We start from the raw sequence: 13524 nt of genomic DNA, 5'->3' as shown, positions 1-13524 counted from the left end.
TTGCCCGTTCTTGTTTCCCACAAAAAAATGTCAGTTTTTTAGTTGTACTTATACAATGACAACTTTATAGAAGAGATTTTCCATCAAACAAAAAAACTCCGAAATGTATTTCGGAGATTATGCACGCGTTGCTTCATATAAAGAAATTTCTTTTTCATATTGAAGGGTCGTAGCGATATCATCCAAGCCACCGAGCAATTTTTCTTTCCAAATCGGATCAATATCAAATCTAAAGATATGTTCTGACGTACGTACTTCTTGTACCTCCAGATTAATTATGATTTCCTCTTGTACACTAGAAAGTATGTGGCGACTTTCTTCATCAAGTACTAACGGAAGCAGTCCATTTTTTGTACAATTCATATAAAAAATGTCAGCAAAACTTCCTGCAATAATAGCGCGAAAGCCATAATCATCTAATGCCCATGGCGCATGTTCTCGCGAGGAACCACATCCAAAGTTGTCACCTACAATTAAAATTGTCGCATCTTTTTTTTGGTTGAGTGGAAATTTTGGATTTTCTGTTCTATCTTCCTTGTAACGCCACTCATCAAACAAAAATTCACCAAATCCCGTTCGTTCAATGCGCTTTAAATATTGTTTAGGAATAATTTGATCTGTATCAATATTGTCACGAAGTAATGCGACTGCTTTTCCCTTATGCGTACGAAACGGCTTCACGGTATTCCTCCTTTCGAATATCGACAAACTTGCCATATACAGCGGCGGCGGCAGCCATTGCCGGGCTGACTAAATGTGTACGTGCTCCTTTACCTTGACGCCCTTCAAAGTTTCGATTAGACGTAGAGGCACAATGCTCTCCATTTGGTACTTGATCAGGATTCATACCAAGACACATCGAGCAACCAGCCTCGCGCCATTCAAAACCAGCCTCAATAAAAATGGTATGTAATCCTTTTGCCATTGCAGCGTTGCGCACTGCTTTTGATCCAGGTACAACCAGCGCTCTAACACCCTCTCTTACCTTTTTACCTTTAATATAAAGCGCTGCCTCCTCCAAATCAGATAACCTTGAATTTGTACAAGAACCAATGAATACATGTTGCACCGGAATATCTGAAACGGATTGACCAGGTTTCAAACCCATATATACATAAGCACGATCTTCATTCTCATCTGTAACCGGTGGCAATACCTCATCAACACGTACGCCCATACCAGGATTTGTTCCCCATGTTACATAAGGAGCTAGATGGGATACGTCAATATGAATGGACGTATCATAAGATGCGCCTTTATCCGTAAATAAATCGGTGACTTTTGGTGATGTATAATGTCTATTTTGTAGATATAACCACGTGGTTTCATCCGGTGCGATTAATCCAGCCTTAGCACCTCCCTCAATTGCCATGTTACACAGCGTCATTCTCTCTTCCATAGAAAGACGGCTAACTGCCTCTCCGTAAAATTCGATAATATGCCCAGATCCCATTGCAACACCATACGTTTTTAAAAGGTGCAAAATAATATCTTTTGCATATACCCCTTTAGGCAATACACCGCTGATTTCGACCCCCATAGATTTGGGCTTTTTCTGCCACAATGTCTGTGTGGCTAACACATGCTCTACTTCGCTTGTACCAATACCGAACGCTAACGCACCAAACGCACCGTGCGTTGAGGTGTGACTATCACCACATACAATGGTTTTCCCCGGCTGTGTTAATCCCAGCTCGGGACCAATGACATGTACAATACCTTGTCTTTCATCGTCCAAATCGGCAAGCTCAATTCCAAACTCTTTACAATTCATACGAAGTGTATCCATTTGTTTTTGAGCGATTTGATCAGTCACATTCCAGATTTCTCTTGTAGGTACATTATGATCCATTGTGGCAAAGGTTAAGTCCGGTCGACGAACTTTTCTATCGTTTAACCGCAAGCCTTCAAAGGCTTGCGGTGAAGTAACCTCATGCACGAGATGTAAATCGATGTATAGTAAATCATATCCGTTTCTACTTGCCACAACATGACGCTCCCAAAGCTTATCTAGCAAAGTCTTCATGCACGACCCCTCCCTACCAAAACCTGCGCTTCTAACTCTTGCAACACATAATTTGTAAACGAAGAGGTTGTTTCTTTCCCTCCCAAATCACTCGTTGCTTTCCCCGTCTTTAGTACATTTTGAATTGCCTGTTCAATCGCATTTGCTTCTGCCGACAAACCAAAGGATTGTTGCAGCATCATTGCAACAGAGCGCATCATCGCAATCGGATTTGCTCGATCCGCTTCTAAATCAGGAGCAGAACCATGAATTGGTTCATATAAAGAAGGGCCCTGCTCAGCATGACTCGCAGACGGTAGCATCCCTAAAGACCCACTTAAAACCGATGCTTCATCGCTTAAAATATCTCCAAATAAGTTTTCTGTCACAATCACATCAAAGCGCCCTGGGTTTTTAATCATTTCCATCGCCGCGGCATCCACAAGTAAATGCTCAAGCGCAATACCTTGATAACGCAGAGCTACTTCTTCTGTTACCTCACGCCATAGTTTGCTAGACTCCAGTACATTGGCTTTATCAATACTCGTCACCTTTTTTCTTCTTGTTGCTGCCAATCTAAATGCATATTCTACAATGCGTTCTACTTCTCTTCTGCTATAAGTCAATGTATCCGTTGCTTGTTCTCTTGTTCGATGCTTTGGATACGAAAAATAGATACCGCCTGTTAGCTCTCTCACTACAACGAAATCTACATTCTTTGCACACTCTTCTTTTAACGGTGATAAATGCAAAGTAGCTTCATCTACTGTAACCGGACGAACATTTGCATATACTCCAAGTGCCTTGCGAAGTGCAAGTAACCCTTTTTCTGGGCGTTCGGGCGCTGTATCCCAACGCGGACCACCGACTGCAGCAAGCAATACAGCATCACTTGCCAGACAAGCAGCTAATGTACGAGCAGGCAGCGGGTTTCCATATGCATCGATGGCCGCTCCGCCAAACAACTCATCCTGTAAGTGAAACTTATGCTGGTATAAACGTTCAATCATGTGTAAAACACGTTTTCCGGCAGCCATCACTTCTGGACCAATCCCATCACCTGCTAAGCATACGATTCGTTTTTCCATCCATTTCACTCCTTTTAAGTAGTTTTCCTGCGGCATGCACATAGGCTCGTGCCGATGCTTCTAACACATCTTGTGCAACGCCGAACCCTGTGACCCGAGTAACTCCTTCCAATTCCACATGTACGTGCGCTAATGCATCTTGGCCTTGTGTAATGGATTGAATGCGGTAATCTACAAGCTTGCAATTCAGTTGTAAAATGCGATCAATTGCATTGTAAATGGCTTCGATACTGCCCGCTCCTGTTGCAGCATCTTCTAGCACATTACCATTTGCATCCTCGATTACGACTGTTGCGGATTGCGTACCGTTTGAGATAAAATGTGCTTGCAAATGTTTAACTTCATAAGGCTGATGCACAAGAGATGTTTCTCCTAAAATAAGAGCGTGTAAATCTTCTTCTGTTACTTCTTTTTTACGATCAGCTAGCTGTTTAAATGTACGAAATGCACGATCTCTCTCTTCCTCTGTAAGCTCGTAGCCAATTTCTTTCATACGCTCGGTAAAGGCATGACGACCAGAGTGCTTACCAAGTACCAACTTATTTTGTTCTTCACCTACAAGCTGCGGTGAGATAATCTCATAGGTCGACGCTTCCTTTAATACGCCGTCTTGATGAATACCTGACTCATGTGCAAATGCATTTGCCCCTACAATTGCCTTGTTTTTTGGTACAACCATTCCAGTTAAGCGACTTACTAGCGCGCTTGTTGCTTTAATCTCTTTCAATACCAAATTTGTTTGTGCCTTGTAATGATCTTCACGTATACGCAAGGCAACCGCAACCTCTTCAAGTGCTGCATTACCTGCTCGTTCTCCAATACCGTTAATTGTTCCTTCTACCTGCAAAGCCCCGCCCTCAATGGCTGCAAGTGAGTTGGCTACCGCTAATCCCAAATCATCATGACAATGACAAGAGAAGATTGCCTTTTCATACGATGGAACATGTTGCTGCATATAGCGAAACAGAGAAAGGTACTCTTGTGGATTGGTGTACCCCACTGTATCCGGAATATTTACCACGTCCGCTCCGCAGCGAATTGCTTCCTCTAATGCTTGTGCTAAAAAAGCATGTTCAGTTCTTGTAGCGTCTTCGGCTGAAAACTGCACAGTCGGGAACAATGATTTTGCAAGCTTCACAGATTCCCTGATAGATGCCAGAACCTCCAATCTCGACATACGCAATTTATATTTTAAATGAATGTCGCTAGTGGCAATAAAAATATGCAACCGGGGTGCTACAGCCCCCTTCAGTGCTTCATAAGCTTCACGTATATCTGATTCCTTCGCTCGAGCCAAACTCATAACAGATGCATGTTGAATGACTCTACCAATCTCTTGGACCGACTGAAAATCACCAAGAGAGGCGGAGGCGAAACCCGCCTCCATCACATGTATACCCAGTCGCTCAAGCTGCTTTGCAATCTGCAGCTTTTCTTGTGGATTCAAATTCACACCGGCTGATTGTTCCCCGTCTCGTAATGTCGTGTCCATGAATTGGATGTGTTTCATATTAGACCTCCACTTTTACACGAGGCTTCACAAATGGCATCATCGCACGAAGCTCACGTCCTACTTTCTCAATCTGATGGTTGTTTTCCGTTTCATTGATTGCGTTGTAAACCGGACGACCCGCTTTATGTTCTGCAATCCAACCTTGCGCAAACGTACCATCCTGAATTTCCGCAAGAACCTTCTTCATTGCCTTCTTAGTTTCATCAGTGACAATGCGTGGTCCTGATACAAAATCACCCCATTGTGCTGTATCAGAAACAGAATAACGCATGTTCTCAAGTCCGCCCTCATACATCAAATCGACAATTAATTTTAGCTCGTGCAAGCACTCGAAATATGCAAGTTCCGGCTGATACCCCGCTTCTACCAACGTTTCAAAGCCTGCTTTCACCAGAGCCGTTGCACCGCCGCAAAGTACTGCTTGCTCACCAAACAAATCCGTTTCTGTTTCTTCCTGAAACGTTGTCTCAAGCACACCAGCTCTTGTTGAACCGATACCATCTGCATAGGACAAAGCTTTTTCTCGTGCCGTTCCCGTTGCATCCTGATGTACAGCGAACAAGGCCGGTACTGCAGCACCTTCTGTAAAAGTACGTCTCACTAAATGACCTGGCCCTTTTGGCGCCACTAAGAACACATCCACATCCTGAGGCGGTGTGATTTGTTTAAAATGAACGTTAAAACCGTGTGCAAACACAAGAGCGTTACCCGCTTCCAAGTATGGCTCAACTTCTCCTTCATACACTTCAGGTTGTCTCTCGTCCGGCAAAAGGATCATGATTACATCCGCCGTCTTTGTAGCTTCGCTTACTGACTTAACGGTAAATCCATCCGCCTGAGCCTGATCCCAGGATTTACCTAAACGCAATCCAATCTCAACATCAAAACCGTTATCACGTAAGTTTTGCGCGTGCGCATGACCTTGTGAGCCGTACCCGATAATTGCGATTTTCTTGCCCGCTAACACATTTTCCTTCACTGCATCTTTGTAATATACCTTTGCCATCCTTTTTTCCCCCTTTTTAGTTTAAAAGCATAATTTGTTTTTCTTGCTTTTTTGTACTGCGTGTAAAAGCTGTTACACCGGTACGCGCTACTTCTTTTAGTCCGTATGGACGCAAAAGTTCTATAAGTGCCTCTACCTTATCTTGCGTACCCGTTACTTGCACAATGATGGAATCCTTACCAACATCAATAACGGTCGCTCGAAACGGTTCAATCAAGCTATAAATCTCGGCTCTTGAAGCTATTGCTGTTGATACCTTGATGAGTGCCAATTCCCTTGCAATCATCGCTTCATCTGTAATATCAGATACCTTTAGTACATCGATTTGCTTATGCAAATGCTTAATGAGCTGTTGAATCTGGGTGATACTGTCCACATGTACAACAATCGTCATCCGTGACATATGAGGATATTCTGTATGACCAACAGAAATGCTTTCAATATTATATTGCCGGCGTGACATCACTCCTGTGATCCGATTTAGCACTCCGCTTTGATTGCGTACTGTCGCAGTTACGATGCGTTTCATCACTCCACCCCCTCCATTTCATGCACACCTTTTCCGGGCGCAATCATCGGCAACACCTTCTCAGACTGTACCACACGGCAATCAATCACAACTGGTCCATCATATGCGATGGCTGCAGCCAATTCCTCTTTCGCTGTTTCCGGATTTTCGATACGAACCCCCTTTATACCGTACGCTGCGGCAAGTGCAACAAAATCAGGTTGACAATGAAGCAACGAGTGCGAGTAGCGCTTTGCATAAAATGACTCCTGCCATTGCCTTACCATACCAAGCGCTTCATTGTTGACAATAAATATCTTTACCGGCAAGTCGTGTTCTTTCAAAACACTAAGCTCCTGCAAGGTCATTTGAAATCCTGCATCACCAACAACAGCGATGACCAGTTCATCCGGTTTTGCGAATTGGGCGCCAATTGCTGCCGGAAAGCCAAATCCCATCGTACCGAGTCCACCTGAAGTAACCCATCGATCTGGCGCCTGCAAGCCGTAATATTGTGCGGCCCACATTTGATGCTGTCCTACATCTGTTGTAATGATGGCATTGCCACCTGTTACTTCATAAAGCAATTCCATTGCGTATTGTGGTTGAATGGCTTCATTGTTTTTCTTATAAGAAAACGGATATCTTTCCTTTCTTTTTTGCAATTCCACAAGCCATTCCATATGATTTAGCTTTTTACCACTTTTCTCTAAAATGACATGCAATGCGCGCTTTGCAGAAGCAACAATAGGAATTGCTGTGGGAACGTTCTTCCCAATTTCAGCAGGGTCAATATCAATATGTGCCACCGTTGCATACTTAGCAAAATGCTGTAAATTCCCTGTTAACCTGTCATCAAATCGCGCTCCAATATTAATAAGCAAATCACACTCATACAGTGCCATATTAGCTGTATAAGAGCCATGCATACCGCCCATTCCAAGAAATAAGGAATCATCAGCAGGGAACGCTCCCAGACCAAGTAAGGTATGAACCACCGGCAGTTGATACATACGTGCAAAGGTAATGAGTTCCTGTGAGGCTTTCGCATGCAGCACCCCTGCTCCTGCTAGAATAACAGGCTTTTCTGCCTCCTCTATTGCTGTGAGAAGCTTTGCAATTTGCAAGCGATTTGGTTCATAATTTGGCTGATAGCCAGGCAAATCCATTTCAGCTATATCTGTAACATCCCCGGTTTCTACAATCATGTTTTTTGGTAAATCAATTACAACTGGTCCTGGTCTACCTGTAGAAGCAATATGAAATGCTTCTTTCACGATGCGTGGCAAATCGGACACATGACGCACTTGATAATTATGCTTAGTTACCGGCATAGTAAGACCGATTACATCTGCTTCTTGAAAGGCATCCGTTCCAATTACGGTTGTTGCAACCTGTCCTGTAAATACAACAAGCGGCAATGAATCCATCATCGCATCTGCAAGCCCTGTAATCACATTAGTTGCACCAGGACCGCTTGTTGCGATTACAACACCTGGTTTACCTGTAATACGCGCATATCCTTCCGCAGCATGAATCGCACCTTGCTCATGTCTCGTTAATATATGAGGAATATCGCAATCATATAGCGCATCATATAGCGGCAATACTGCACCGCCTGGATATCCGAAGATAATTTCTGTTCCTTCTCGCTGTAACGCCTCCAACAAAAGCGCTGCCCCCGTCGCCTTCTTTTCTTGCGTTTGCCAAGACATGTTTAACCCCCCTACTTGAAATTTTTCCAATAAAAAATCTCTCGCCCAAGCCTAATACAGCTTAAAGGGGCGAAAGATTTCCGCGGTACCACCCTTCTTCACAAGGAATATCCTTGCCTCAGAGACTACTTAGAGTCAAGCCTATAACGCGGCTACCGTCCGAACCTACCTATTCAATCCGGCACTCAGGGGCGATGTTCATTGTGTGAACCGTCGGTTTCCACCAGCCACCGACTCTCTGTGAGGCTTCACGTACAACTACTCCTCCCCGTCATCGCTTTACACCTTTAAAATTCCTCCTGTATTTGCAGAGGTTACAAGTTTCGCATAGCGAGCTAGATAACCACTCTTTACCTTTGGCTCTGGTAAACTCTTGCTTTGCTGTCTTCTTTCTAGCTCTTCCTTTGTAATATCCCAGTGAATACGATTATTGCGAAGCTGAATTGTGATAACATCTCCATCTTCCACATAAGCAATGGGACCACCATCGGCTGCTTCGGGTGAAATATGTCCAATTGCAATACCGCGTGTTGCACCAGAAAAGCGTCCATCTGTAATGAGGGCTACCTTTTTGCCAAGACCACGGCCTACAATGGCTGATGTTGGTGCTAGCATTTCTGGCATGCCAGGTCCACCTTTAGGCCCTTCATAACGAATGACAACCACATGTCCTTCTCTTACAATGCCACTGTGTATTGCAGCTACTGCTTCATCATGTGAGTCAAAACAAATGGCTTCACCAGTGAATGTTTCAATGGAAGGATCAACTGCTCCAACCTTAACAACTCCACCGTCAGGTGCGATATTACCAAAAAGAATTGCTAGACCACCAGTTTTACTATAAGGATTCTCCTTTCTGCGAATAACATTAGTATTTATGATTTCCGCGTCTTCCACATTGTCAAGAAGCGTTTTTCCTGTAATGGTAATACGTTCATGATGAATAGCTCCTGGAATATAGGCAAGTTCTTTGATAATTGCAGACACACCGCCAGCCAAATGTACATCGTGCATAGAATAGTCGGAGGCAGGGCTAATTTTAGCTAAATACGGCACACGATTTGCGACTTCGTTAATGCGACTGAGATCGTATTCTATGCCGGCTTCATTCGCAATCGCCAACATGTGAAGCACCGTGTTTGTTGACCCACCCATTGCCATGTCAAGTGCAAATGCATCATCAATCGCTTCTTTTGTAATAATATCTCTTGGCTTAATATCTTTCTTAATCAAATCCATGAGATGAAATGCAGCTTTATAAATCAATTCATGACGCTCTTTACTCGTCGCAACCATTGTACCGTTTCCCGGAAGTGCAACGCCCAACATTTCCATAATGGTATTCATTGAGTTTGCGGTGAACATACCAGAGCATGATCCGCAAGTTGGACACGCTGCTTGTTCCATTGCAATTAAGTCTTCTACACTGAGCTTCCCTGCCTTTACAGCACCCACGCCTTCAAACATAGACACTAGATTGAGCGGCTTGCCATCTTTAGATACCCCCGCTTCCATCGGTCCACCTGATACAAATACACACGGTACATTCGTACGAACTGCGGCCATTAGCATACCAGGCGTGATTTTATCACAGTTTGGCATATAAAATACGCCATCAAACCAGTGTGCGTTAATAACCGTTTCAGCAGCATCGGCTATAATTTCACGACTCGGGAGTGAATATCGCATACCTACATGCCCCATCGCGATACCATCGTCTACACCTATTGTGTTAAACTCGAATGGTACGCCACCTGCTGCACGAATTGCTGCTTTTGCTACATCAGCTAAATCGCGTAGATGAATATGTCCCGGTACGATATCAATATATGAATTACAGATTGCAATAAATGGTTTGTCAAAATCTTCTTCTTTTACACCCGCCGCATATAACAAACTACGGTGCGGGGCACGGTCAATTCCTTTTTTAATCATATTGCTTCGCAACATTATCAACTCACTTTATCGGCATAAATTTTTTCTCCGTCTTTTACAACAAGTGCTCTAAATTCAGCAAGAAGTCGATTTGTATGTACACCCGGTGCACCATCTCCAATGACTCTGCCATCTACTTTTGTTACCGGCATCACTTCCGCCGCAGTACCGGTTAAAAAGACTTCATCAGCCACATATACATCATGACGTGTAAACAATTCTTCCCTAACGTCATAACCAAGCGCAGCACCAATTTCCATAATGGCATTTCGTGTAATGCCTTCTAGTGCTCCTGCAGAACTAGGTGGTGTAATGAGTCTATTCCCTTTTATAATAAATACGTTATCTCCAGATCCTTCTGCTACATATCCTTGTTCATTCAGCATAAGCGCTTCTTGCACACCCGCGAGTTTTGCCTCAATACGTACCAAAATATTGTTCAAGTAATTAAGTGATTTTACTTGTGGACTTAACACGTCCGGTCGGTTGCGTCTTGTTGCTACAGTAATAATTGGAATTCCCGTTTTATAATATTCAGCCGGAAATAAGGCCAGTTGCTCAGCAATTACAACAATATTTGGTCTCAAGCAAGATGCTGGGTCTAGTCCAAGGTTACCTTCTCCCCTTGATACAACTAAGCGAATATAACCATCAGAAAGATGATTACGTCTAATTGTTTCAGCCACAATTTCTGTCATTTCAGCCAAAGAGTATGGAATGTCAAGCAAAATGGATTTTGCTGACTCATACAGACGTACAAGATGCTCCTTTAACCGAAACACGTTGCCACTGTATACTCGAATGCCTTCAAAAATACCGTCTCCGTACAAATAGCCATGATCATATACAGAAACTTTCGCCTCTTGTTTTGGCACGAATTTCCCATTCAAATAGATCCATTGCTCGCTCACCAGTGATCCCCCATTTGCTTATGTTTTGCGGGAAACCTTCCCGCTTCCTTGGTTGTTTTCTAGTTTACGCTTCTCTTTCAAAATAATCAAAACAATTTTTAGAATATTTTAAATATTAAAATTTGTTACAATTGCTACAAGTACTGATATATCAATGATGGTAGCGTTTACAAATATTACCCAAAAATTTTTCGACATTTTTTTCACTAAAAATGTTTTTGTAGAAAGAGGATTTGTGTGTTATTGTTCGAATATAATTCGTCACCATTATCTCATACAGAAAGTTATAAAAAGCTTTGCAACAAGGATACGAAGACAAACTAAAGAAAATCAGGACATGGTGAATGCATAAAATTACAGACATATCCAACGCATTCTGCTCATAATCCTATTTTCAAAAAGCACTACACTTTAAAGGAGGAATAGAAATGGCTACATTACAAATTAAAGGAACGCGTCAAGAAGTAATGGAAATGTTACAATTGTTTGACTTTATGAACGAGCAGGGCATGTGTAAATTGCAGGAAATGGCGAAGCTAAGTGCAGATGAATTAGCCTTCACAGCTTATATTGATGTACAGTCACAAAATGAGTGGAATGATGCACTTGTAAGTCGCATGCTCACTGGGGTATATAACGATTAAAAAATATACTACAGTTACCTGCGCCTATGAACATTGCGTTTGGACATAGTAAAAACAAAAAGAGCTCTCCTTTTCGGAGAGCTCTTACCTGTAACGGGAAAGTAACTATTTTGTACTCTACGGATGAAAGCCCTACCTCTCTTTCACCACTACGGCTCCAGGACCGCTCCATATCAGCCGATCTTTCAGTCAGTACGCGTTTTCTCCCAAGATGGTAAAAGTTGTTAGCAATCAGCCCGATCTTTCACCAATCTTACCCCCTAATTTCTGTTGCATACTTAATATATATCGACTTTTTTTCAAGTAAAGTAAATGAAACTGAGACACGAAATTAAATTATATACTATTAAAAAATATACGTCAACTAAAAATACATAGTTTTAACATTAATTCCTGTTCACGAAGCTGTTAATTTCTACTGGGGATATTCATCATACAAGTGATTCGGAAGTATTCTACACCTATATTGCTTCTGCCGTTTCATTTATATTATATAGAAGGTTTTTGTCATTATCGGCTTTTTTTCTTACATTATATGTTTTGATTTTTACCACTTAAGTAACGGAATAGTAGGTTTTGCATTGTAGATCTCACTTTACACCAATACCATAGCCCCTAAACTGAAAATACATAAATAAAAACTTTCCAAAAGATAAGGATGTTTTCAATTAATAATTTTTAGCTAATGAAAGGAAACCTGGTAATCATCACGAAATATATGTCCATACGCATACTTTTTCACTATTTCGTACTTTTTTTGAAAAGCAAGTAGGCAAAGGAGGCTGTTTCTGTTGTTGCAAATTGTAAAGAATCACAAAAAGAAAGTATTGCTTTCACTTCCTGTGTTAGCTGCTATTTCCTATTACGGTTGGAAGAAAAGATATCATCATACTGTGTTAATCCACGCTCCCCATATTGAACAAAACCCAGAACTCCCACGCGGGTGTGAAGTGACAAGCCTTGCCATGCTACTTTGTCACGCTGGAATTGATGTAGATAAAATGGAATTAGCTTCTAAAATTGACAAAGTCGCTTTTGAGGAACATAACTTGCACGGCAACATGAAAGAAGGTTTTGTGGGAGATATGTATTCCTTCAGTAGACCTGGACTTGGCGTCTATATAGAGCCTATTTATAAACTTGCTTTTTCTTACTTACATACCGTCAACAACTTAACTGGAGGCGATCCTGAAGATTTATACCGTAAACTCGACCAGGGCGTTCCAGTATGGACAATTGTCAACGATACATTCGCACCTCTTCCAGATGAACGATTTGAAACTTGGTTTACAAACGAAGGGCCCATGCATGTAACGTATGCCATGCATAGCGTCTTGCTTACCGGCTATTCCCGTCAATATGTATATATTAATGATCCGCTTTATCACATGCCTAACAAACGTATCAAACGTTCCCAATTTGAACAAACATGGATTCAAATGGGTCGCCAAGCTCTTAGTTATCAAAAACAAGAAACACGAAGAAGTACAACTCACAAAATTGACGATTATGTTGCGAATTGAATGTTTATATAAAAGAAGATGGGACAAAAGATTTTCAGCCAAAGAAAAAACCGAACTATTAGTCGGAATTCTACACACAAAATTCGATTTAGTTCGGATTTTTCCTTTATTAGTATCAGTTATTCTCTATTCTCTCGTCTTTAAAGTTACATGATTCAGTTATGTCCCGGCCTCTTTACTGTTTATTGATCATATTTTGTACAGATTGTAGGGCTTGCGGTGCTGCATCCATCGCTTTTTCAATCAAGTGGGTGTTGCTATGCAAATGCATCACTTGTACCCCTTTTGAGCCCACCACTAAAAATGCAACAGGATCAATAGACACACCAGCACCACTTCCTCCTCCAAACGGATAAGCATCTTCATGTTCTGGCTTTTCAGGCATGCGATGACCGTTATGCGGACGACTTACCTTTTTAGACGTAGAACCGAAGTCGCTGCCCCCCGCACCAAAACCGAATGCGACTTTAGATACCGTTAAGATGACACTGCCGTCCTTTGTAGAAACAGGCTTACCCAGTATTGTATTCACATCCACCATTTCTTTTAAGTTATGCATTGCCGTTTTCATTAAATCCTCAATAGGATGTTGCATACTGACAATCACTCGCTTTCACTTTTTATCTCTCCTATGTTTTCCAAAAATAACATAAGCATACCAACTTTTTTCAATGTG

12 protein-coding genes and 1 other annotated feature are annotated in these 13524 nt (G+C 42.1%); of the genes, 2 read left to right on the top strand and 10 right to left on the bottom strand.

Going from position 1 to position 13524, the window contains the following annotated elements:
• Positions 1 to 117: 117 nt before the first annotated feature.
• The 9 genes from leuD to ilvE all read right to left on the bottom strand — a co-directional run bounded on the left by leuD (position 118) and on the right by ilvE (position 10681).
• Positions 118 to 681, bottom strand: a complete 564-nt coding sequence (leuD, locus tag EEJ45_RS01495; RefSeq protein WP_124563004.1) for a 3-isopropylmalate dehydratase small subunit — start codon at positions 679 to 681, stop codon at positions 118 to 120.
• Positions 659 to 2026: a 3-isopropylmalate dehydratase large subunit gene (gene leuC / locus EEJ45_RS01490; RefSeq protein ID WP_124563003.1), complete on the bottom strand. Its 1368-nt coding sequence runs from the start codon at positions 2024 to 2026 to the stop codon at positions 659 to 661. Before leuC ends, leuD begins: the two co-directional genes overlap by 23 nt.
• The gene (leuB, locus tag EEJ45_RS01485) at positions 2023 to 3093 is read right to left on the bottom strand and encodes a 3-isopropylmalate dehydrogenase (RefSeq protein ID WP_124563002.1); all 1071 of its coding nucleotides are present in this window, start codon (positions 3091 to 3093) and stop codon (positions 2023 to 2025) included. The genes leuC and leuB overlap by 4 nt, the downstream gene beginning before the upstream one ends.
• The gene (locus EEJ45_RS01480) at positions 3062 to 4603 is read right to left on the bottom strand and encodes a 2-isopropylmalate synthase (RefSeq protein WP_124563001.1); all 1542 of its coding nucleotides are present in this window, start codon (positions 4601 to 4603) and stop codon (positions 3062 to 3064) included. Before EEJ45_RS01480 ends, leuB begins: the two co-directional genes overlap by 32 nt.
• Before the next feature lies 1 nt (position 4604).
• Positions 4605 to 5612: a ketol-acid reductoisomerase gene (gene ilvC / locus EEJ45_RS01475; protein WP_124563000.1), complete on the bottom strand. Its 1008-nt coding sequence runs from the start codon at positions 5610 to 5612 to the stop codon at positions 4605 to 4607.
• Positions 5613 to 5628: 16 nt separating this feature from the next.
• Entirely contained in the window at positions 5629 to 6141 is a 513-nt protein-coding gene (gene ilvN / locus EEJ45_RS01470; protein ID WP_124562999.1) for an acetolactate synthase small subunit, read from the bottom strand.
• Positions 6141 to 7835, bottom strand: a complete 1695-nt coding sequence (ilvB, locus tag EEJ45_RS01465; protein WP_124562998.1) for an acetolactate synthase large subunit — start codon at positions 7833 to 7835, stop codon at positions 6141 to 6143. The genes ilvN and ilvB overlap by 1 nt, the downstream gene beginning before the upstream one ends.
• Positions 7836 to 7897: 62 nt before the next feature.
• Positions 7898 to 8119, bottom strand: a binding site (T-box leader).
• Positions 8115 to 9782, bottom strand: coding sequence for a dihydroxy-acid dehydratase (ilvD, locus tag EEJ45_RS01460; protein ID WP_124563193.1), 1668 nt, complete (start codon positions 9780 to 9782; stop codon positions 8115 to 8117). (Overlaps the previous feature by 5 nt.)
• A gap of 5 nt (positions 9783 to 9787) precedes the next feature.
• Positions 9788 to 10681 (bottom strand): branched-chain-amino-acid transaminase, encoded by an 894-nt coding sequence (gene ilvE / locus EEJ45_RS01455; protein WP_124562997.1) that lies wholly within the window; start codon positions 10679 to 10681, stop codon positions 9788 to 9790.
• 428 nt (positions 10682 to 11109) lie between these two features.
• On the opposite strand from ilvE, the gene EEJ45_RS01450 reads away from it, so the two are divergent.
• Positions 11110 to 11325 (top strand): DUF3911 family protein, encoded by a 216-nt coding sequence (locus tag EEJ45_RS01450; protein ID WP_124562996.1) that lies wholly within the window; start codon positions 11110 to 11112, stop codon positions 11323 to 11325.
• A gap of 791 nt (positions 11326 to 12116) precedes the next feature.
• A complete protein-coding gene (locus EEJ45_RS01445) occupies positions 12117 to 12848 on the top strand; it encodes a C39 family peptidase (protein ID WP_245999799.1) in 732 nt (243 codons plus the stop codon).
• 175 nt (positions 12849 to 13023) lie between these two features.
• On the opposite strand, the gene ytfJ is transcribed toward EEJ45_RS01445, so the two are convergent.
• Positions 13024 to 13443, bottom strand: coding sequence for a GerW family sporulation protein (ytfJ, locus tag EEJ45_RS01440; protein WP_124562995.1), 420 nt, complete (start codon positions 13441 to 13443; stop codon positions 13024 to 13026).
• Between the last annotated feature and the right edge of the window lie 81 nt (positions 13444 to 13524).

The sequence above is a fragment of the Ectobacillus antri genome (assembly GCF_003852715.1).
Classification (GTDB): domain Bacteria; phylum Bacillota; class Bacilli; order Bacillales; family Bacillaceae_G; genus Ectobacillus; species Ectobacillus antri.
Note: the sequence above shows the minus strand (reverse complement) of the source record. Positions and strands in the feature narration are given on the sequence as shown.

Coding starts and splice junctions, on each gene's coding strand:
- leuC (WP_124563003.1), bottom strand. CDS start 2,026: ATGAAGACTTTGCTAGATAAGCTTTGGGAGCGTCATGTTGTGGCAAGT.
- leuB (WP_124563002.1), bottom strand. CDS start 3,093: ATGGAAAAACGAATCGTATGCTTAGCAGGTGATGGGATTGGTCCAGAA.
- EEJ45_RS01480 (WP_124563001.1), bottom strand. CDS start 4,603: ATGAAACACATCCAATTCATGGACACGACATTACGAGACGGGGAACAA.
- ilvC (WP_124563000.1), bottom strand. CDS start 5,612: ATGGCAAAGGTATATTACAAAGATGCAGTGAAGGAAAATGTGTTAGCG.
- ilvN (WP_124562999.1), bottom strand. CDS start 6,141: ATGAAACGCATCGTAACTGCGACAGTACGCAATCAAAGCGGAGTGCTA.
- ilvB (WP_124562998.1), bottom strand. CDS start 7,835: ATGTCTTGGCAAACGCAAGAAAAGAAGGCGACGGGGGCAGCGCTTTTG.
- EEJ45_RS01450 (WP_124562996.1), top strand. CDS start 11,110: ATGGCTACATTACAAATTAAAGGAACGCGTCAAGAAGTAATGGAAATG.
- ytfJ (WP_124562995.1), bottom strand. CDS start 13,443: ATGCAACATCCTATTGAGGATTTAATGAAAACGGCAATGCATAACTTA.